Source organism: Nocardioides sp. SRI_004, assembly GCF_057586415.1.
This window is the reverse complement of the sequence record NZ_JBYCZV010000009.1, coordinates 161,377-181,471: the sequence shown is the minus strand read 5'-3', so window position 1 is coordinate 181,471 and position 20,095 is coordinate 161,377. Positions and strand designations below refer to the sequence as shown.

20 protein-coding genes are annotated in these 20,095 nt (G+C 72.5%); 12 read left to right on the top strand and 8 right to left on the bottom strand.

Annotated features, from left to right (window positions below; all coding sequences use genetic code 11):
- Positions 1-43 precede the first annotated feature (43 nt).
- Genes AC2YHB_RS14480 through AC2YHB_RS14470 form a run of 3 tightly spaced genes read left to right on the top strand, consistent with a single transcriptional unit; the run spans position 44 to position 2,426 of the window.
- Positions 44-526 (top strand): PH domain-containing protein, encoded by a 483-nt coding sequence (locus AC2YHB_RS14480; RefSeq protein ID WP_242530306.1) that lies wholly within the window; start codon positions 44-46, stop codon positions 524-526.
- Positions 523-1,998, top strand: a complete 1,476-nt coding sequence (locus AC2YHB_RS14475) for a PH domain-containing protein (protein WP_487354191.1) — start codon at positions 523-525, stop codon at positions 1,996-1,998. The genes AC2YHB_RS14480 and AC2YHB_RS14475 overlap by 4 nt, the downstream gene beginning before the upstream one ends.
- The gene (locus AC2YHB_RS14470) at positions 1,995-2,426 is read left to right on the top strand and encodes a type II toxin-antitoxin system PemK/MazF family toxin (RefSeq protein ID WP_487354190.1); all 432 of its coding nucleotides are present in this window, start codon (positions 1,995-1,997) and stop codon (positions 2,424-2,426) included. Before AC2YHB_RS14475 ends, AC2YHB_RS14470 begins: the two co-directional genes overlap by 4 nt.
- A 3-nt stretch (positions 2,427-2,429) precedes the next feature.
- Here the strand turns inward: AC2YHB_RS14470 and AC2YHB_RS14465 are convergent, their stop codons facing one another.
- Positions 2,430-3,344 carry an AurF N-oxygenase family protein gene (locus AC2YHB_RS14465; protein WP_179647776.1) on the bottom strand — a complete coding sequence of 305 codons (915 nt, stop codon included), beginning with the start codon at positions 3,342-3,344 and terminating at the stop codon, positions 2,430-2,432.
- A 63-nt stretch (positions 3,345-3,407) separates the two neighbouring features.
- Between AC2YHB_RS14465 and AC2YHB_RS14460 the strand changes: the two genes are divergently transcribed.
- From AC2YHB_RS14460 to AC2YHB_RS14440, 5 genes are all read left to right on the top strand, one after another.
- Complete coding sequence (locus AC2YHB_RS14460) at positions 3,408-4,106, top strand: TetR/AcrR family transcriptional regulator (protein ID WP_051931585.1); 699 nt, start codon at positions 3,408-3,410, stop codon at positions 4,104-4,106.
- Positions 4,103-4,387: a DUF4873 domain-containing protein gene (locus AC2YHB_RS14455; protein WP_207006525.1), complete on the top strand. Its 285-nt coding sequence runs from the start codon at positions 4,103-4,105 to the stop codon at positions 4,385-4,387. The genes AC2YHB_RS14460 and AC2YHB_RS14455 overlap by 4 nt, the downstream gene beginning before the upstream one ends.
- A gap of 34 nt (positions 4,388-4,421) precedes the next feature.
- On the top strand, positions 4,422-4,823 hold the full coding sequence (locus AC2YHB_RS14450) for a DMP19 family protein (protein ID WP_179647779.1): 402 nt from the start codon (positions 4,422-4,424) through the stop codon (positions 4,821-4,823).
- A gap of 139 nt (positions 4,824-4,962) precedes the next feature.
- Positions 4,963-6,393: a hypothetical protein gene (locus AC2YHB_RS14445; protein WP_179647780.1), complete on the top strand. Its 1,431-nt coding sequence runs from the start codon at positions 4,963-4,965 to the stop codon at positions 6,391-6,393.
- A 36-nt stretch (positions 6,394-6,429) separates the two neighbouring features.
- A complete protein-coding gene (locus AC2YHB_RS14440; RefSeq protein WP_179647781.1) occupies positions 6,430-7,080 on the top strand; it encodes a hypothetical protein in 651 nt (216 codons plus the stop codon).
- 18 nt (positions 7,081-7,098) lie between these two features.
- Here the strand turns inward: AC2YHB_RS14440 and AC2YHB_RS14435 are convergent, their stop codons facing one another.
- A complete protein-coding gene (locus AC2YHB_RS14435) occupies positions 7,099-7,635 on the bottom strand; it encodes a helix-turn-helix domain-containing protein (RefSeq protein WP_179647782.1) in 537 nt (178 codons plus the stop codon).
- A 77-nt stretch (positions 7,636-7,712) separates the two neighbouring features.
- On the opposite strand from AC2YHB_RS14435, the gene AC2YHB_RS14430 reads away from it, so the two are divergent.
- Positions 7,713-8,900 (top strand): benzoate/H(+) symporter BenE family transporter, encoded by a 1,188-nt coding sequence (locus tag AC2YHB_RS14430; protein ID WP_179647783.1) that lies wholly within the window; start codon positions 7,713-7,715, stop codon positions 8,898-8,900.
- Between the two features lie 6 nt (positions 8,901-8,906).
- On the opposite strand, the gene AC2YHB_RS14425 is transcribed toward AC2YHB_RS14430, so the two are convergent.
- Both AC2YHB_RS14425 and AC2YHB_RS14420 read right to left on the bottom strand, forming a co-directional pair.
- Positions 8,907-10,085, bottom strand: a complete 1,179-nt coding sequence (locus tag AC2YHB_RS14425; RefSeq protein ID WP_179647784.1) for a calcium-binding protein — start codon at positions 10,083-10,085, stop codon at positions 8,907-8,909.
- Positions 10,086-10,116: 31 nt separating this feature from the next.
- Positions 10,117-11,274 (bottom strand): SpoIID/LytB domain-containing protein, encoded by a 1,158-nt coding sequence (locus AC2YHB_RS14420; RefSeq protein ID WP_179647785.1) that lies wholly within the window; start codon positions 11,272-11,274, stop codon positions 10,117-10,119.
- 59 nt (positions 11,275-11,333) lie between these two features.
- Here AC2YHB_RS14420 and valS point away from each other — a divergent pair, with 59 nt between their 5' ends.
- Both valS and AC2YHB_RS14410 read left to right on the top strand, forming a co-directional pair.
- Positions 11,334-13,952, top strand: coding sequence for a valine--tRNA ligase (gene valS / locus AC2YHB_RS14415; RefSeq protein ID WP_487354189.1), 2,619 nt, complete (start codon positions 11,334-11,336; stop codon positions 13,950-13,952).
- A complete protein-coding gene (locus tag AC2YHB_RS14410; protein WP_179647787.1) occupies positions 13,952-14,233 on the top strand; it encodes a hypothetical protein in 282 nt (93 codons plus the stop codon). Before valS ends, AC2YHB_RS14410 begins: the two co-directional genes overlap by 1 nt.
- Positions 14,234-14,258: 25 nt before the next feature.
- Here the strand turns inward: AC2YHB_RS14410 and clpX are convergent, their stop codons facing one another.
- From clpX to AC2YHB_RS14390, 4 genes are all read right to left on the bottom strand, one after another.
- On the bottom strand, positions 14,259-15,536 hold the full coding sequence (clpX, locus tag AC2YHB_RS14405; RefSeq protein WP_036541694.1) for an ATP-dependent Clp protease ATP-binding subunit ClpX: 1,278 nt from the start codon (positions 15,534-15,536) through the stop codon (positions 14,259-14,261).
- Positions 15,537-15,671: 135 nt separating this feature from the next.
- Entirely contained in the window at positions 15,672-16,277 is a 606-nt protein-coding gene (locus AC2YHB_RS14400) for an ATP-dependent Clp protease proteolytic subunit (RefSeq protein WP_036541696.1), read from the bottom strand.
- Between the two features lie 11 nt (positions 16,278-16,288).
- The gene (locus AC2YHB_RS14395; protein ID WP_036541699.1) at positions 16,289-16,894 is read right to left on the bottom strand and encodes an ATP-dependent Clp protease proteolytic subunit; all 606 of its coding nucleotides are present in this window, start codon (positions 16,892-16,894) and stop codon (positions 16,289-16,291) included.
- Between the two features lie 128 nt (positions 16,895-17,022).
- Positions 17,023-17,496, bottom strand: a complete 474-nt coding sequence (locus AC2YHB_RS14390; protein WP_179647788.1) for an SRPBCC family protein — start codon at positions 17,494-17,496, stop codon at positions 17,023-17,025.
- 96 nt (positions 17,497-17,592) lie between these two features.
- Here AC2YHB_RS14390 and AC2YHB_RS14385 point away from each other — a divergent pair, with 96 nt between their 5' ends.
- Positions 17,593-20,091, top strand: a complete 2,499-nt coding sequence (locus AC2YHB_RS14385; RefSeq protein ID WP_487354188.1) for a hypothetical protein — start codon at positions 17,593-17,595, stop codon at positions 20,089-20,091.
- Positions 20,092-20,095 lie beyond the last annotated feature (4 nt).

The following is a 20,095-nucleotide window of genomic DNA, read 5'->3' as shown; positions in this document are numbered from 1 at the left end:
GTCCCTGCTCACGGCGCTCGGATCCGGCTCGTAGGGTGGCCGCGTGAGCCAGCTGCGCGACCCCGCCCACCGGGTCAGTCCCCGCGCCCGCACGATGTGGCAGCTCGAGGCGGGGATCGAGGCGCTCGTCGCCGTCGTGGTCGGCGTCGTCGCCGCGCTCGTGTGGGTCCCGGGCGGCCTGCGCTGGGGGCTGGCGCTGGCGGTGGTCGTCGGGTGCGTGGGGCTCGCGGTCGTCGTACCGCTGTGGCGCTACCGGGTGCACCGCTGGGAGGTGTCCGCGACGGCGGTCTACACCCAGCGCGGCTGGTGGGCGCGCGAGCGCCGGATCGCGCCGATGTCGCGGGTGCAGACGGTCGACTTCGCGCAGGGTCCCCTCGCGCGGCTCTTCGGCCTGGCGACCGTGACGGTGACGACCGCGTCGGCGGCGGGGCCGCTGCAGATCGAGGGCCTCGACCGCGACGTGGCACTCCGGCTGGTCGACGAGCTGACCCGCAAGGCCGACCTCGTCGAGGGCGACGCGACGTGAGCCTCCCCGTCGCGGACGAGGCGCCGTGGCAGCGGCTGGACCCGCGCATGCTGCTGGTCCACCCGATCACCGAGCTCGTCAAGTTCCTTCCGGTCCTGGTCGGCCTGCTCGTCGCCGGTGGCGCGTCGGGCACCGGCCCGTGGGCCCTCCTCGGCGTCGGCTTCCCGGTCGGCCTCGGCGTGGTCCGCTACCTCACGACGACCTACCGCGTCACCGGCTCGCGCGTCGAGCTGCGCCGCGGCCTGCTGCAGCGGCACAACCTGTCGACGCCGGTCGACCGGGTCCGTACGGTCGACCTGACCGCCTCCCCGATCCACCGGGTGCTCGGCCTCGCCGCGATCGTGATCGGCACCGGCAGCGTGGCCAGCGACGACGACGAGCGGCTGCTGCTCGACGCCCTCCCCCGCGAGCAGGCGAGCGCGCTGCGCGCCCAGCTGCTGGCGTCCCCGGCGACGGGCGCGGGTGCGGGCTCGCCGGACGCGGCCGGCCTGCCGGGCGTCGTACCGGAGGCGGTGGTGGCGCGCTTCTCGCCGCGCTGGCTCTGGTACGCCCCGTTCAGCGGCGCCGTGCTGGTCGCCACCGGTGCGGTCGTCGGTACGACGGCCCCGCTCCTGCAGTCCGTCGACATCCGGATCAGCGAGGACGACCTCGACGTCTTCTCCCCCGGCGTCGTTGGTGCCCTCGCGGTCGCCGTGCTGCTGCTGGTCGCGACGCTCGCGGTGGTCGGGTACCTCGTCGTCAACGGCGGCTTCCTGCTCGCCCGGCAGGGCGCGACCTGGCACGTGCGCCGCGGGTTGCTCACCCAGCGCGAGACCAGCATCGACGTCGCCCGGCTGGCCGGCGCCACGATCGGCGAGCCGGCCGCGCTCCGGCTGGCCCGCGGACGGCGCGTCAACGCGATCGTGACGGGGCTGCGCGGCAGCCAACAGTCCTCGACCGTGCTGCTCCCCCCGGCGCCGTACCCGACCGCGGTCACCACGACGAGCGCCGTCCTCGGCGACCAGGCACCCGTGACCGGCGCGCTGCGCGGCCACGGCCGGGCCGCGACCACCCGTCGCTTCACCCGCGCCCTGCTGGGCGCGGCACCCTTCGCGGCGTTGCCGGTCCTGGCGGTGCTGGCCGGGGCATCCGCGGGACTGCTCGTCCTCCCGCTGGTCGCGGTCGCCGCCGCGCTCGCCCTCGCCGCCGACCGCGCCCGCGCCCTGGGCCACGCGCACCTGGCCGGCCACGTGGTCACCCGGTCCGGGTCGGTCCTGCGCCGACGTGACGCGCTGGCCGACGCCCACGTCATCGGCTGGAACCTCCGCGCCACCTGGTTCCAGCGCCGCGCCGGCCTGGTCACCGTCGCCGCGACCACCGCCGGCGGCACCGGCCAGGTCGGCGTGTACGACGTCCCGGCGCCCGACGCGATCACCCTCGCCCTGGCCGCGACCCCCGGCCTGCTCGACGAGTTCCTGGAGGACGCCGGATGAGCGACACGACCGACCCGACCAGCGACCCGACCAGCGTCCCCGACGGGACCTACGCCCCCGTCCCCGACGGCCGCCCCGACCCGGGCGAGGTCGTCTGGGCGTGGGTGCCCTACGAGGACGACCCGCAGCAGGGCAAGGACCGCCCGGTGCTCGTCATCGGCACCGCAGCCGGCCCCGCCGGGGAGCAGCTGCTCCACTGCCTGGTGATGACGAGCAAGGACCACGACCGCGACGCCGCCCAGGAGGCGGCCGCCGGCCGCTTCTGGATGGACGTCGGCTCCGGGGCGTGGGACCCGCGCGGGCGCCCCAGCGAGGTCCGGCTCAACCGGCTGCTCGTGATCGCCGCCGACACGGTCCGGCGCGAGGGCGCGGCCCTTCCCGCCGACGTCTACGCGGCGGTCGTCGAGGCCCGACTGCCGTTCGCCTGAGCCTCAGCGCATCAGGAACGAGGCCCGCCACACCTTGCGGTCCCGCTCGCCGACCATGCCGTTCTCCTGCAGCACCGGCATGACCTTCTCGCCCATCCAGGCGATCGTCTCGCGGTAGGCCTCGTTGCCGAGCGCCTGGCGGCGGGCCTCCTGGGGGTCGAGCCCAACGGCGGCGTACACGTCGGGGTGGACCAGCGAGCGCATGGTGACATAGGCGACCTGGGCGGTCAGGGCCTGGTGCCAGCGCAGCTTCGCGCGGCTCAGCCCCTTGACGGCGGAGGCGAGCTCGTCGCGCGCGAAGGTGACGTGGCGGGCCTCCTCGGTCACGTGGATGCGCGCGATCATCCGGGCCAGGGGCTGGATCCGCTCGTCGCGCATCAGGTCGCGCTGCCAGCGGTCGACCGGCTCCTCGCCGATCAGGATGCCGGCGTACGCACTCGCGCCGCGCAGCGCGACCGGACCCAGCCGCGCGAGGCGGTACGGCGTCCGGCGCGGGCCGTAGGCACGCACGCCCATCGCCTCGATGGCCCGCCCGAACATCACGGTGTGGCGGGTCTCGTCGCCGACCTCAGTCAGCATGAACTGGGTGCGCGCGGAGCGCGGGTCCTCACGGTAGGCGTCGCGCAGCAGGATCTGCATCAGCACGACCTCGAACCAGATCCCGACACTGACCATGCTCGCGACCTCGTGCAGCGACAGCTCGATGCGCTGCTCCTCGCTGAGCCGGTCCCACAGCGGCGTACCGTAGAGCGACATCCGCTCCGGCTGCATCCACCACAGGCCCGGCACCGGCGGCGCGCTCCAGTCGATGTCGACGTCGGGGTCGTAGGACTGGCGGGCCGTCGAGCGCAGCAGCCGCTCGGACAGGGCCTCGGCGTTCGGGGAGGCGACCTCGGCAGCGGGGTCGAGCAGGGTCATCGCGGGAGATCCTTCGAAAACTAGATGTGACCATCGGTAACGTCTAACTGTACTGTTGTGCCCATGGCCTCCAACGTCAAGAGCGACGGGCGCACGACCCGCTGGGAGAAGCACCGGGCTGCCCGGCGCGAGGAGTTCGTCCAGGCGGCGGTCCGCGCCATCGACACCCTCGGCCCCGACGCATCGGTCGCCGACATCGCCGCCGAGGCGGGCGTCAGCAAGCCGGTGCTCTACCGCTACTTCGCCGACAAGTCCGAGCTGCACGCCGCGGTCGGCGCCTGGGGCACCGACCTGGTCCTCGAGCGGGTCATCGCCGCCGTCCTCCTGCCCGCGAGCTCCCGCGAACGGGTGACCGCGGGCGTCGAGGCTTACCTCGGCACCATCGCCGAGCACCCGCAGGCCTTCCTCCTGCTCACCCGCCAGCACGCCGGCGGCGACCCGCTGGCGGCCGGCAAGGACCTGATCGCCTCCAAGCTCTCCCGGATGCTCGGCGACGCCCTGCGCCTGCTGGGCGGCGACGCGGGCGCCGCCGAGCCGTGGTCGCACGCCATCGTCGGGCTCGGCAGCTCGGTCGGCCAGTGGTGGCTCGAGCGCCGCACCATGTCGCGCGCCGCGGCCGCCGCCTACCTCGGCGAGTTCATCTGGCACGCGCTGTCCGGAGCCGCGGCCGAGCACGGCGTCGACCTCTCCGCCCTCGACCCCCAGCTCGGCGCGGACAACGTCCGCCCGCTGCGCAAGGAGCCGAAGGAGTCCGGGCGATGAGCGTCGCGCACGAGCCCCAGGAGCTGTACGACGGCCCGGCGGTCGTCCACGTCGACGGCACCGACCACGGCGTCGTCGTCACCCTGCGCGGCAGCTTCCAGCCCCTCGACGGCCTGTTCCACTGGTACGGCCGCGTCGCCGCCGGCACCCCCGTCGACGACGTGCGCAGCGGCAGCACGGTCACCCTGCGCACGGAAGCCGGCGAGGCGACCGCCCGGCTGTCCGACAAGGACACGTGGGGGCGGTTCCGGATCACGGGGACGGGGACGCCTCCGTTCTGAGGCAGGGCCGTCCGCCAGCGGTAGCGTCACGTCCATGTCGACCGACGACGCGTGGAGCCAGTACGAAGCCTTCGGCGAGGGTGATCGTTCGACTCTGACGCCACGACAACGTGCGGTCTTCGCCATCTGCGACCTACGCCAGGAGATCAACTCCGGCGGGTTCGACTCCTACTTCCGCTCCTGGGGAGGAGACACCGCACCCCTTGCTCTCGCCGCCCTCCCCGAGGCACTGGGCGAGCGGTGGGCCATGCTGCTGCGGGAGGGGATGCAGGTGCTCGGCCCCGACTACCCAGCGAGCGCCGATGCGCGGTTCGACGTACTCGACTCCCACAATCTCGACGCGGTGCTGGACGGGCTCGACGAGAGGTTCTACGACCTCGAGGCCGCGACCGACGCGAACGACCTGATCGACGCCTACCTGCAAGCCGGCTCCTAGTCACCGGTCCACGAGCCCGTCCGGCCACGCCCGTCCGGCCACGCCCGTCCGGCCACGCCCGTCCGGCCACGCCCATCCGGTCGTCCACAGGGACCGCTTGCCACTGGCTATCGAACGCATGTTCGCTTATCATGGATGCATGGCCGAACTCGCCTACCTCGATGCGGCAGCGTTGCTCGCTGCCGAGGAGTCCGGGGTGCGCCAGCGGCGCCAGGCCGACGTCGAGGCGATGGACCGCCTGCTCGCCTGGTGCGACCACCACTCCGAGGACCCGCAGTCCCAGCCCGGAGCGGTCCCGGGCATCGGAGGCGACCGCCTGGTCACGATCGGCGGTGAAGGAACGCCGCCGGTGGCCGAGCTGTGCTTCGAGGAGTTCGCGATCGCCGCCCACGCCGGCGTGATCGCGACCGCCAACCGGGCCGCCGACCTGCTCGACCTGCGCCACCGCCTTCCGAACGTGTACGACGCCGTGCGGGCCCTGCGCCTTGAGCTGTGGGTCGCGCGCAAGGTCGCCTCGATGTCACGCAGGCTCGACCGCGACCGGGTGACGGTCGTCGACATCGCCGTCGCAGCCGCCGCTGACGAGTCTCCGTCGCGCGTCCTCGCGCTGGCCGAGGCCAAGGTCATCGAGGCCGACGTCGAGGCCCACCGTCGGCGGATCGCCGACGACGAGGCAAGGAAGGGCGTGTGGCTGCGCCGCAAGCGCCCCGGCGAACGCGCCGGTGGCATCGCCGCCGAGGCGGACGTCCAGAGCCTGGGGATGCGGCTGTCCACCGCGGGAGCCGAGGAGCTGGCCGAGTTCATCGACCACCTCGCCGGCACCATCGCCGACCAGCACGTCCCGACCCACCCCGACGACGTGAAGACGATGGACCAGTTCCGCGCCGAGGCGGCCGAGCTGCTCGCCGACCCCGCCGCGGCGCTCGCCCTCCTCACCGGCCCGCCCGACCAGCCCGACGAGCCCGACCAGCCCGCACCCGAGTCGCTCGCGGCGAAGCGCCACCGCCGCCCCGCGACCATCAACGTCTTCCTCAGCCAGGACGTCCTGTCCGGCAACGCCGACGGTGTCGCCCGGGTCGACGGAATCGGCCCGCTGCTGCTCGACCAGCTCGCCGCCCTCCTGCACCGCCGAGACATCGCCGTCCTCCCGGTCGTGGACCTCACCATCGGGCGCGCCGTCAGCGGCTATGAGCATCCCACGTCGATGAAGCGCCGCACGCTCCTCCGCACCCGGCGCGACGTGTTCCCCCACTCACCCCGCCGCGGCACCAGCCTCCTCGACCACGACCACCCCTCGCCGTACGACCCCACCGGCCCACCCGGCCAGACAAGTGACCACAACGACGCACCCCTGGCCCGCCGCGACCATCGCGCGAAGACCCATCTCGGCTTCCGCGTGGTCCAGCTCGGCCTCGGCGCCTACCGCTGGGAGACACCCCACGGACTCGCCCGCGTCGTCACCGGCAACGGCACCACCTCCGTCGAGCTGATCCGCGACCGGAAAGGCAAGGCGATCGGCGAGATCTACCCGGCCCACCGCCGCGTCGCCTGCGCTCTCTCGACGATGTGACGCTCACGCGGCGGCAGGTCGCCGTAGGGTCACGGCATGACCGTGATCCCGGCGACCCGCCAGGAGCCTGCACGTCGCGACCGCAGGGCGGGCGTGGTCGCCACGGGGCTGTCCGTCGCCCTCTACGCCGCGTCGGTGCCGAGTGGGCTGGGGTCCGACTTCGACGGATACATCTGGGCCGCACGCTTGCTGGACCACCAGTTCCTCCTCGGCGCCCTCGGCTGCACCCTCTCGATCCTCGGCGCCGTCACGCTGCTGCGCGGTTGGCGCCTCGGCATCGGCCTCGCCGTCGCCCTCAGCCTCGGCGTGCTGTGGACGGGGTGGGGCGCGTTGGGCGCCGCCTTCGCCGACAGCCATGACGAGCGACTCTCCGGAGTCGAGAACCCGGACCGCACGCTCCGGACCCGCGTGCTCCTGTCCGGTTTCGTCGATCCGATCTACGAGATCCAGGTGGAGCAGACCGACCGCGGGTTGCTCAACCGCAGGTTCACCCTCGGCTGCATCGACGGCGACGCGCTCTCGATCGACCAGTTGCGGTGGGACGACGGCGCACTGATCGTGGACTCGTCCGCCGGGGCTGTCGCCGTCACGGTCGACGAAGGTGGACGGCCGGGCTACATCCGCCCGTTTCCCGACTCCTCGCTCGACGAAGGCTCCGTGGGTCCGGTCAGGCTCTACCCCTGCTAGCAGCGACCACCGGCGCTCTCACCCCGGCGTGACGATCACGTTGACCGCCTCGAACCCCTCGACCCCACCCCGGTAGGAGTGCGGCCGGTCGGCGGCGAACCGCACGTGGTCCCCCGGCCCGAAGGCGACCACCTCGTCGTCGTACTCCACCGACCCCGAGCCGGACAGCACGACCAGCTGCTCCTCGACGCCCGCCACGTGGGCGCCCGATCGCCGCTCAGCTCCGGGCGCGAGGCGGAGCAGGTAGACCTCGGTCGTCCGGCCCGGCTCGCGCACGACCCGCACGCGTGTCGCGAGGATGCCGTCGTCGGCGATGACCGCGCCGTCGCGGTCGTCCATCAGCGCCGCCATCGGTACGCCGAGCGGCGTCGCCACCGCGTACAGGGTGTCGAGCGTCGGGTTGCGCTGCCCGGTCTCGAGCTCCGAGAGCGTGCCCTTGCCGATGCCGGCCTCGGCGGCCAGGGCCGAGAGGGACAGCCCGCGGGCCTCGCGCAGCGCGCGGATCCGGGCGCCGACGCCGGCGCGATCGGGACCCGGGCCGTCCACTCGCGCCATCGGCGTCCCTTCACCTAGAGTGTTCCGTATACAGAACGCCGCGCAGGTGTTCGCGAGAGCCAGTCGGAGGAGGCGGCGTGTCCGAGGAGACTACCCACGGCCCGGTGCTCGCCGGTGTGGTCACGGCGGTCGTCGGGTTCAGCAGCTCGTTCGTCGTGGTGCTCGCCGGCCTCACCGCCGTCGGCGCGTCCCCCGACCAGGCCGCCTCCGGCCTGCTCACGCTGCTCGTCACCCAGGCCGCCGGGATGCTGTGGCTCTCGGTGCGGCACCGCACTCCCGTCGTCCTCGCCTGGTCCACGCCCGGCGCCGCGCTGCTCGCCTCGGCCACAGGCGTCACCGGCGGCTGGCCGGCCGCCGTCGGTGCGTTCGTCGCGACGGGGGTCCTGATCGTCCTGACCGCGCTCGTCCCCCGGCTCGGCGACCTCGTCGCAGCCATCCCGCAGAGCCTCGCCCGGGCCATGCTGGCCGGTGTCCTGCTGCCGCTGTGCATCGCGCCGGTCACCGCCGTCGTCGACGCTCCCCAGGCCGTGGCGCCCGTCGTCCTCACCTGGCTGGTCCTGCTGCGGATCGCGCCCCGCTGGGCCGTGCCGGCATCGCTCGGCGTCGCCCTGGCCACCGTCCTCGTCACCGCCGACGTCGACGCCGCCGCGCTCGCCCCGACCCTGGCCTGGACCACCCCGCACTGGTCCGTGCCGGCGCTCGTCGGCGTGGCCCTGCCCCTGTACGTCGTCACGATGGCCTCGCAGAACGTGCCCGGTGTCGCCGTCATGGGCACCTTCGGCTACCGCGTGCCGTGGCGCGAGACGCTCGCCGTCACCGGCATCGGCACCGTCGTCGGCGCCCCGACGGGTGGCCACGCGATCAACCTGGCCGCGATCAGCGCGGCCCTCGCCGCGGGCCCCGCCGCGGGGCCGGACCGCAGCCGCCGCTGGATCGCCGCCGTGAGCGCCTCGGTGACCTACCTGGTCCTCGCCGTCGCGAGCAGCGCGCTCGCCGCGATGGTCGCGGCTGCCGAGGACGGGCTGATGCAGGCCGCCGCCGGCTTGGCCCTGCTGGGCACGCTCGGCAGCTCGCTGGCCGACGCGCTCGCCGATCCCCGCGAGCGCGAGGCCGCCGCCGCGACCCTCGTCGTGGCCGCCTCCGGGGTCACCGTGCTCGGGATCGGCGCCGCGTTCTGGGCGCTCGTCGTCGGCCTCGGCTGCCGGGCCGTGCTCCACCGCCCGGCCCCCGAGCCGGACCCGGAGCCCGAGAAGGCGCCGGCCTGAGCCGGCTCAGACCTCGCAGCCCCGCCGGACCTCGGTGGAGCAGATGTCGGCCCCGGCGCCGCCGTACCCGATGTCGCGGCCCTTGCCGCCGTCGAGGATGTCGGTCCCGCTGAGCCCGTAGAGCTTGTCGCCGCGGCCGCCACCCGAGAGGTAGTCGTTGCCCGACGAGCCGGTCAGGACGTCGCTGTACGACGTGCCGTAGGCGAGGTTGATCGACCTCAGGGTCGCCAGGCCGGTGCTGTCCCAGCGCGCCTCGCCGCGGCCCAGGTTGATCCGCACGGCGCGGTCGAAGCCCTGGAAGCTGATCGAGTCGTCGCCGGTGCCGCCGTTGGCATAGGGACGCGCCTTCCTCGTCCGGACGACGAAGGTGTCGTCCCCGCCCTCGCCGTAGGCGGTCGACTTGCCGTCGCGGAGCCGGAAGAGGTCGTCGTCGGCGCCGCCGTAGCCGCGGGCGCCGAGCGAGAGCTGGACGTTGTCGGTGCCCGCGTCGCCACGGGCGACCCCGCCCTTCATGACGACGAGGTCGTTGCCGGCGCCGCCGCTCGCCGTACCGCCACCCGCGACGAGGGTGTCGTCGCCCCCGTTGCCGGTGATGGTGTCGTCGCCGGCCACACCGACGAAGCTGTCGGGGCCGGGGCCGCCGACCATCGTGTCGGCGTCCGCGGTGCCCTGCAGGGTCTCGATCTGCAGGTAGACGTCGTGCCCGTCGCCGTCGACCGTGCCGGCGGCACCGTCGACCGTGATCGGGTGCAGCGCGGTGACATAGGTCAGCAGGTCCTTGTCGCGACCGCCGTTGATGCGGTCGTCGTCGGCGCCGCCGTAGAGCGCGTCCGCACCGGTGCTGCCGAGCAGGTAGTCCTTGCCCGGGCCGCCGGAGAGCCGGTCCGCGCCGGCCTCGCCGTTGACGGTGTCGTTGCCGTAGCCACCGGAGATCGAGTCGTTGCCCGTGCCGCCGCACACGACGTCGTCGCCGGCGCCACCCTTGAACCTGTCGTTGCCCGGACCGAGCCAGACCACGTCGGCGAGCGGGGTCCCCTCGAGGTCGTCGTCACCCGTGGTGCCGACGATCGTCGCGGTCAGCCCACGGCAGGTCTGCGTCGCGGCGTCCGCCGGTCCGGCCACGACGACCGCACCGACCATGACCAGCGACGCCCCGGACAGCAGGGCCAGCAAGCTCTCGCGCATACCCCATACCTGTCACCGGGGTGGTCGCCCGTTACACGCGGCGGAAGTACGTCGACAGCAGCCCGATCCGCGACCGGAAGGTGTCGGCCGGGACGTCGACCGTCTTCAGCGTCCCGGTGACCCGCACGGTCACGGCGCGACCACCCCAGTCGCCGTGGCCGTCCCGGGCGACGACCGTCACGGCCGTGGCGGTCCCGATGCCCGGCGCCGCAGCCCGCAGCTCCGCCTGGGTGAGCGTCCAGTGCCAGGTGCGAACCGGGTCGTAGGGGTCGGCCCGCGCGACGAGATAGGGCTGCGAGCCCTTCACGGTCCACCCACCGTTGCTGGACGAGAACTGCGTGAACGCCGGCGTGCCGCCGTAGGCCCGGATCTCGCCCCGGGTGGCCGCGATCGCCGCGTCGGTCTGCGGCTGCTCGTCGCCCGCGCCGCCGTAGACCTGCGACTGGGTGGTGTCGTAGACGTCGAAGTGCCCACGGCTGCTGTTGGCGCGCTCGTAGGCGGCGTAGGAGCGGGCGGCGACCGCCTGCGCCTTGAGCGCCTCGGCCTTCCACAGCGCCGGCATCTCCCGCGGCACGACGCCGCGCAGGTAGGTCTCCAGCGACACGATGTTGACCACGTCGCGCTGCCCGCCGGCGCTCGCCGAGCGCAGCTTGCCGCGGTAGACCTTCGACCCCGACGGCAGGTAGAGCCGCATCGACGGCGCGACGAACTCGGCCTGGCCGGCGATCGAGCGGACCAGGTGCCAGCTGTCCGTGTAGACCCAGACCCTGCTGGTCGCGTTGTCGGACGACGGCGTGATCCGCCAGCGGGTCGCCCCCGCCCGGCTCAGCGGGTACGACGCCCCGCTGGACACCGAGCGCACCGACAGCCCGCTGCGGTGACCCACCACCAGGGCCTGACGGGTCTCCGCCGTGAGCAGGACGCGGATGTCGCCCGTGGCCGACCCGACGCGGGTGCCCGGGTAGTAGAAGTTGACGATCTGCCGGAAGCCCAGCCCCTTGGTCGCGGCGCCCTGCGCGCCCCACTGCGACATCCCCTTGCCGTGGCCCCAGCCGCGTCCGTCCAGCTGGAACTCGGCTGCTCCGGCCGCCGAGGCGACCGCCGGGCCCGGCGCCACCACCCCCGGCACCACCGCCAGCGGGGCGACGGTCGCGAGCGCGGTCAGGGCTGCACGGGCGAGCAGGCGCATCGTCCGAGGTTAACCCGCGGTTCAAGGCTGGAGGCCGTTGCGAACTAGGATCCTTGTCCATGAGCGAGCTCGAGAGCCAGCAGACCCCGGACCCGACCAGCGCCGACGCCAGCGCTGTCGTCGTACCGGACAAGCCGGCCCTGGAGGGGCTCGAGGCGAAGTGGGCGGAGCGCTGGAAGGCCGAGGACACCTACGGCTTCGACCGCACCCAGCCGCGCGAGAACGTCTACGCGATCGACACCCCGCCGCCGACCGTGAGCGGCAGCCTGCACGTCGGCCACGTCTTCTCCTACACGCACACCGACCTGATCGCCCGCTTCCAGCGGATGCAGGGCAAGTCGGTCTTCTACCCGATGGGCTGGGACGACAACGGCCTGCCGACCGAGCGCCGTGTCCAGAACTACTTCGGCGTGCGCTGCGACCCGTCCCTGCCCTACGACCCCGACTTCACTCCCCCGGAGAAGCCGGACCCCAAGCGCCAGGTCCCGATCAGCCGCCCGAACTTCATCGCCCTGTGCGAGCAGTTGGTCGAGGAGGACGAGAAGGTCTTCGAGGCGCTGTGGCGCACCCTGGGCCTGAGCGTCGACTGGAAGATCACCTACACGACGATCGGCAAGCACGCCCAGACCGTCAGCCAGCGCGCGTTCCTGCGCAATCTGGGCCGCGGCGAGGCCTACCTCCAGGAGGCGCCGACCCTCTGGGACGTCACCTTCCAGACCGCCGTCGCGCAGGCCGAGCTCGAGGCGCGCGACTACGCCGGCGCCTACCACCGGGTCGCGTTCCACAAGGCCGACGGCTCGCCCGTCCACATCGAGACCACCCGTCCCGAGCTGATCCCGTCCGTCGTCGCCCTGATCGCGCACCCCGACGACGAGCGGTACGCCGACCTGTTCGGCCAGACCGTCACCTCGCCGGTCTTCGGCGTGGAGATCCCCGTCCTCGCCCACCCGGCCGCCGAGAAGGACAAGGGCGCCGGCATCGCGATGTGCTGCACCTTCGGTGACCTGACCGACGTGCAGTGGTGGCGCGAGCTGCAGCTCCCGGTCCGCACGGTCATCGGTCGCGACGGCCGGTTCACCCGCGAGACCCCCGAGTGGCTCGGGTCCGAGCAGGCGTCGGCGGCGTACGAGGACCTCAAGGGCAAGACGGTCCACTCCGCCCGGGAGGCGATGGTCGCCAAGCTCAAGGAGACCGGCGACCTCGACGGCGACCCGAAGCCCACGCAGCGGATGGCGAACTTCTACGAGAAGGGCGACAAGCCGCTCGAGATCGTCTCCACCCGCCAGTGGTACATCCGCAACGGCGGCCGGGACGCGTCGATCCGCACCCAGATGCTCGACCGCGGCAACGAGATCCAGTGGCTCCCGCCGCACATGAAGCACCGCTTCGACAACTGGGTCGGCGGCCTCAACGGCGACTGGCTGATCTCGCGCCAGCGCTTCTTCGGCATCCCGTTCCCGGTCTGGTACCCCCTCGACGCCGAGGGCGAGCCCGACTACACCCGGCTGCTGCTGCCGACCGAGGCCGAGCTGCCGGTCGACCCGTCGACGCAGGCGCCCACCGGCTTCACCGAGGACCAGCGCGGCAAGCCCGGCGGCTTCATCGGCGACCCCGACGTGATGGACACCTGGGCGACCTCCTCGCTCACCCCGCAGATCGCGGGCGGCTGGGAGTCCGACCCCGACCTGTGGTCGCGCGTCTTCCCGATGGACCTCGCCACCCAGGCGCACGACATCATCCGCACCTGGCTGTTCAGCCGGGTCGTCCGCGCGCACTTCGAGAACGGTGCCGCGCCGTGGTCGCACGCGATGATCTCCGGCTTCATCGTCGACCCCGACCGCAAGAAGATGTCGAAGTCCAAGGGCAATGTCGTCGTCCCCGACGAGATCCTCGGCAAGTACGGCGCCGACGCGGTCCGCTGGCGCGCCGCGATCGCCCGCCCGGGCCTCGACTCGCCGTTCGACGAGACGCAGATGAAGGTCGGCCGACGGCTGGCGATGAAGGTCCTGAACGCGTCGAAGTTCGTCCTCGGCAGCGTCGGCGCGACCGAGTTCAGCGCCGCGCGGGTCAGCCAGCCGGTCGACACCGCCCTGCTCGGCCGCCTCGCCGGCGTGGTCGGCAAGGCCACCGAGGCGTTCGAGGCCTACGACTACACGACCGCGCTCGAGGTCACCGAGAAGTTCTTCTGGGAGTTCTGCGACGACTACCTGGAGCTGGTCAAGGAGCGCGCCTACGCCCAGGACGGCGACGCCTCCGACTCGGCCCGCGCCACCCTGGCCGCGGCCCTCCAGGTGCAGCTCCGGCTGCTCGCGCCGTTCCTGCCCTACGTGACCGAGGAGGTCTGGTCGTGGTGGCAGGTGGGCTCGGTCCACCGGGCCGCCTGGCCCACCGCCACCGAGCTCGGCTCCCCCGCCGCCTCCGACGGCACCGCGATCGACGCCGTCGCCGCCGCCCTCGCCGGCATCCGCGGCGCGAAGTCGCAGGCCAAGGTCAACATGAAGACCCCCCTGTCGCGGGTCGAGGTCAGCGGCCCCGAGAAGGCCGTGCGCGACGCCGAGGCGGCCTCCGCCGACCTCGTCGCGGCCGGCAAGATCACCGGCGACCTGGTCTTCACGGTCGACGCCGACGCCACCGAGCTGCGCGTCACCGCGGAGATCGCCGAGCAGCCCGCGGAGTGATGCGGGTCCGCACGCTGGCGGCCGCGGCCGTCGTACTGACGCTCGCGGCCGGGTGCCGCGCGACCGAGTGGCCCTCGGACGCGGACCCGGCGGAGTTCTGCGACGGCTTCACCGGCCTTCAGTTCACCGAGGACGGGATCGACGAGGGCCTGCGGCAGCTCGGCACGCCGCAGGACCTGCCGTTCGAGGCACGGCGCTACCTGCTCGACCTCGACGAGGGCAAGGACCCCGACCCGGCCGGGGAGCAGGCGTTCGAGGAGTATGTCGCCGCGTACTGCTGACGACCCGGCAGCCGTAGCAGCAGCGTCAGGCGGACTTTTTCTTCTTCGTCTCGCGCAGCACGAGCGTGGGCGCGACGTCGTCGTCGACGACCTCGCGGGTCACGACGACCTTCTCGACGTCGCCACGGCTCGGCACGTCGTACATCACGTGGAGGAGGACCTCCTCGATGATGGCGCGCAGGCCTCGGGCGCCGGTGCCCCGCTCGAGCGCCTTGTCGGCGATCGCGGCGATGGCGTCCTCGGTGAACTCGAGCTCGACGCCGTCGAGGTCGAAGAGCTTCTTGTACTGCTTCACCAACGCGTTGCGCGGCTCGGTGAGGATCTGGACGAGCGCGTCCTGGTCGAGCGGGCTGACGCTCGCGATCAGGGGAAGTCGGCCGATGAACTCGGGGATCAGGCCGAACTTGGTGAGGTCCTCCGGGCGGACCTGCGAGAGCAGGTCGTCCGCGGCCCGCTCGGCCTCGCCGCGCGGCTCGGCGGTGAAGCCCAGGGACTTCTTGCCGACGCGCTGCTCGATGATGTGCTCCAGGCCGGCGAAGGCCCCGCCGACCACGAACAGGATGTTCGTGGTGTCGATCTGGATGAACTCCTGGTGGGGGTGCTTGCGGCCACCCTGCGGCGGCACCGAGGCGGTGGTGCCCTCGATGATCTTCAGCAGCGCCTGCTGCACGCCCTCACCGGAGACGTCGCGCGTGATCGAGGGGTTCTCGGCCTTGCGGGCCACCTTGTCGATCTCGTCGATGTAGATGATGCCGGTCTCGGCCTTCTTGACGTCGTAGTCGGCGGCCTGGATCAGCTTGAGGAGGATGTTCTCGACGTCCTCGCCGACGTAGCCGGCCTCGGTGAGCGCCGTGGCGTCGGCGATCGCGAAGGGCACGTTCAGCATCCGGGCGAGGGTCTGCGCGAGATAGGTCTTGCCGCAGCCGGTCGGGCCGATCACCAGGATGTTGGACTTGGCGACCTCGACGACCTCGTCCTTGCTGTGCTTGCCCGACACCGGCTGCACGCCGGCCTGGACCCGCTTGTAGTGGTTGTAGACCGCGACCGCGAGGGACTTCTTCGCCTGCTCCTGGCCGATGACGTAGGAGTTGAGGAACTCGAAGATCTCCTTCGGCTTCGGCAGCTCCGCGAGGTCGACGTCGGAGCCCTCGGCGAGCTCCTCCTCGATGATCTCGTTGCAGAGGTCGATGCACTCGTCGCAGATGTAGACACCCGGACCAGCGATGAGCTTCTTGACCTGCTTCTGGCTCTTTCCGCAGAACGAGCACTTCAACAGGTCGCCACCGTCACCGATGCGTGCCACGGGTCCTCCTCAAGTCTGAACTCCCCGACGGTACTCCCTGCGGCGCCGCAAGTGCAGCGTGACACGGGGAGTACCGGGTCGGGTTCGGGGAGGTCATCGGTCGTACGTCGTTCTCTTCGGCAGCCCTGGTCCGGATCAGACCAGTGCGGGGGTCTTCAGCGACTCCAGGATGGAGTCGATCAGGCCGTACTCGACGGCCCCCTGCGCGGTCAGGATCTTGTCGCGCTCGATGTCGCGGCTGACCTCGTCGACCGCCTTGCCCGAGTGGTCGCTGATCATCTTCTCGAGCAGCTCACGCATGCGCAGGATCTCGTTGGCCTGGATCTCGATGTCCGAGGTCTGGCCGAAGGTGCCCTCGGTGTAGGGCTGGTGGATCAGGATCCGGCTGTTGGGCAGCGCGAGGCGCTTGCCCTTGGCACCGGAGGCGAGGAGGATCGCCGCCGCCGAGGCCGCCTGGCCGATGCACACGGTCTGCACGTCCGGCTTGATGAACTGGATCGTGTCGTAGATCGCGGTCAGCGCCGTGAACGAGCCGCCCGGGCTGTTGATGTAGATGCTGATGTCCTGGTCGGGATTCATCGACTGCAGGCACAGCAGCTGGGCGATGACGGCGTTGGCGACGTCGTCGGAGATCGGGGTTCCGAGGTAGATGATGCGGTCCTCGAAGAGCTTGGCGTAGGGGTCGATGCGACGGAAGCCGTACGACGTGCGCTCTTCCCACTGCGGGATGTAGTAGTTCATGCGTTGATCACTCAGTCCTTCTTGTGGGCCGGCCGGCCCTCGTCGGAGGCTTCCTTCGCGCTCTTGATGACCTGGTCGACCAGGCCGTACTCCAGCGCCTCCTGGGCGGTGAACCAGCGGTCGCGGTCGGCGTCCTCGGTGACCTGGTCGACGCTCTGGCCGGTGTGCTCGGCGATCAGGTCGAGCAGCACCTTCTTGATGTGCAGCGACTGCTGCGCCTGGATCTTGATGTCGGAGGCCGAGCCGCCCATGCCGGACGACGGCTGGTGCATCATGATCCGCGCGTGCGGCAGCGCGTAGCGCTTGCCCTTCGCGCCGGCGCAGAGGAGGAACTGGCCCATCGACGCGGCCAGGCCCATGCCGACCGTCGCGACGTCGTTGGGGATGTAGTTCATCGTGTCGTAGATCGCCATGCCGGCGTCGACCGAGCCGCCGGGGCTGTTGATGTGGAGGAAGATGTCCGCCTCGGGGTCCTCCGCCGACAGCAGCAGCAGCTGGGCGCAGATCGCGTTGGCGTTCTGGTCGCGCACCTCGGAGCCGAGGAACACGATCCGCTCGCGGAGCAGCCGGCTGTAGATGTTGTCGTCGAGGAAGTTGATCCCCGCGCCACCGTTCATCTCATGGCCAGCCGCGTGGCCACCGGGAAGAATCTGAGTCACGCGAGCGACACTAGCCGTCCGGGGCGGCAGAACCACGTGTTGCACGCCGCTGTTCGCCGACAGCAGATTTCACGACCCGCCGGCGGTCAGCCCTCGGCGGCGGCCTTGAGCCCGGCCACCGTCGTGGCCATCCCGTGCTCGAGCTCGTCGGCGTGCTCCTCGTTGCCGCCGAGCGCCAGCGGCGCGACGATCCGGCTGCCGAGGGTCAGCCTCGAGGGCACCGGGCGGCGGTGCACCACACGGGTGCGGCCGGCGTCGACCGGCTCGAGCTCCCACACCCACTGGGCACCGCTGGAGGGGGTGTCCCACGCCAGCCGCCGCCCGGGGACGACGTCGGCGACGACGGAGCGCGTCGGCCACACGAAGCCCTTGCGGCGGTTGATGCCGAGGTACCACTGGCCGACGCGGAGGCCACCGCGCTTGAGCGGCACCATCCGCACCGTCTCCGGGCTCCAGCTCGCCAGCTGGGCGAAGTCGGTCAGCAGCGCCCACACGTGCTCGGCGGGTGCGTCGACCTCGGCCTCGGCGCGGAGCTCGCGGGCCGCGTTCGGTGTCGCCATGGGCCCCATCTTGGCAATAACCCGGCCCGGCGTCACGGCGTTGTCCGCGGTGGGATCCGGGCCCGCCACGACGCCCTTGCGCCCAGGAGGAACCCGATGCCTGCCGGCTTCTGCACCCAGTGCGGCTCCGCCCTTCCCGCCGGCAGGAGGTTCTGTACGACGTGCGGCAGCCCGGCCCCGACGCCGGCCGCGCCCACGGTGCAGTCACCGCCTCCCCCGCCTCCCCCGGCTCCCCTGGCTCCCCCGGCTCTCCCGCCTCCCCCACCTCCTCCGTCTCCCGTCGGCCGCCGGCGCCGCGGCGCGGCACTGCTCGTCGGCGTCGGGATCGTGGTCCTCGCCCTGGTGTCGGGTGGCGTGACGGTCTGGCTGCTCAACCGCGGCGACGAGGACACGTCGGCCGGGCGCGGTGACGCCCTCGACGTGCTCCCGGCCTCGATCGGCCAAGGGGTGTCGGTGCTCGGCGAGCCCGGCGAGGTGTGGACCCTCGACGCGGACGACGTCGTCCCGGGCGGCCGGTTCTTCCCGCTGCAGACCTTCGACGACGGCCAGGACGAGACCCCCAACCTGCTCGCGTTCGGCGACGTGGTCGTCGTCCGCGCCTCTGGCGAGGGGGACTCCACCCTGGCCGGGGTCGACGCCCGCTCGGGCGAGGTCGACTGGCGCCTCGACGAGGGGCTCGGCGAGTGCCTCGGGACCGCGCGCCACCTCTACTGCCGCGACGCCGAGTGGAAGGGCCTCAGCGCCGTCGACCCCGCGGCCGGCAAGGTCACCGGCACGACCGACCAGTCACCGCAGTACAGCGTCCACCCGGTCGAGGAGGGCGACCGGCTGTTCGTGCTGGCCGGCGACGGCGACCAGGGCTACACGGCACTGGCCCTGGACCCGGTCACGCTCGCCGAGGTCTGGTCGACACCGATTCCCGGCTCCGGCGACTGGGAGTTCGAGTCCGGCGAGACCACGGGCGCCCTCGACGTCGGCGGCACCACCGTCACCATCACGCTCAACGACATCGAGGGTCCCGGCTACGTGACCCGGGTCGACCGGCGGACCGGCACGCTGCGAGGGGTCAGCGCCAGCGGTGACGACGGCGGGACCGCGGACGGCGACTGGCTCGTCGACGAGGACTGGGAGCACGAGGCCGTCACCGTCAGCCGCGACGGCGAGGTCGCCCTCACCGCCCCCGGTTCGCCGTGGCCCCGCTACAGCGAGAGTGAGTGGGGCTATGTCGTCGACGGCCGGATCGGCGTCGGCACCGCCCTCTACGACATCGCGAGCGGAGCCCCGGCCTGGGACCGCGACGACCTCCCCGACGGCTACTACCAGTGGGCCACCGACGGCGACCAGGTCGTCCACACCACCTCGTGCGACAGCTACTGCACCCCGACGACATCGGTCCTCGCCGCCGACGACGGCCACACCGAGTGGTCCACGGACGGCTCGGTCGGCAGCACCTGGACCCGGGACGCGGTGCTCGGCGTCGACACGGAGGCCGACCTGCTGACCGTCCGCGACCGCCACGACGGCACGCAGGCGTGGACCCAGCCGCTCGGCCTGTACGACGAGGACGCCGACGACGGCGGCATGGGCGGCACCTGGTGGCGGCCCGAGCTCACCGACCACGCCGTCGTCGCGATCGGCAGTGACCGGCTGCTCGGGGCGACCGACTTCCCGGCGTCGGCACCCGGCTCGGGCAGCGAGCCCGGCGGGTCCGGCGACGCCGACGACGACACGGCGTACGTCACCGCCTGCGGGCGGCCGCCGGAGTTCGTCCCCGTGGCGTCCGAGACGGCGTTCGGCGGTGTCACCATCACCTACGAGGTCCACGCGACGTGCCCCGGCGGGCAGTGGCTCAACCACAGCCAGCTCAGCGTGCCGTTCCTCGTCGACGGCTACGCCTACGCCGCCGGCTGGTTCGACTTCAGCGACGCTCCCTACTGGGTCCCCGACGACGGGGTCGAGCTCTCCCTCGTCTACCCGTTCGAGAACACCCAGGTCCCCGAGCCGCAGATCCGGCAGGCGATCGAGGAGGACGGCGGGTCCGGCGACGTGGTCGTCGTACCGTGCGAGCCGGGGCCGGACGACCAGCCGGGCTCGGTGCCGAGCGACCCGTCGTACGGCACCGACCCCGACGAGCCGGCGACGGCCGACGGCGCGCCCGACGAGGCCACCGACGAGGAGCGCAACGAGACCGCGCTGGAGGCCCTGCAGCGGATCGCCGCCGAGGACGAGTCGGCGGTCGAGGCCCTCGGCACGAGCTGGACGGCGCAGCTGTCGTCGAAGAAGCCCGGGACCGCCGACGACGGGATCGTCTACGACTCGTACGACGACATCCTCGCGCTGCACCTGCGGCACCGGGCGCGCTACCCCGACGCGCTCCTGGTGTTCAGCACCGACTGGCCCGGCAGCTTCGGGCCGTCGAGCCGCGACTACTGGGTGACGCTCGCCGGGCAGTCGGAGTCGACGACGGCGCCGGTGCTGCGCTGGTGCCGCAGCGAGGGCTGGGGCGAGGGCGACTGCTGGGCGAAGCGGCTGCGGCGCAGCGGCGACCCGGACGCCAACACCGACCGCGGCGCGCCGGACGAGCGCAACAACTGAGCCG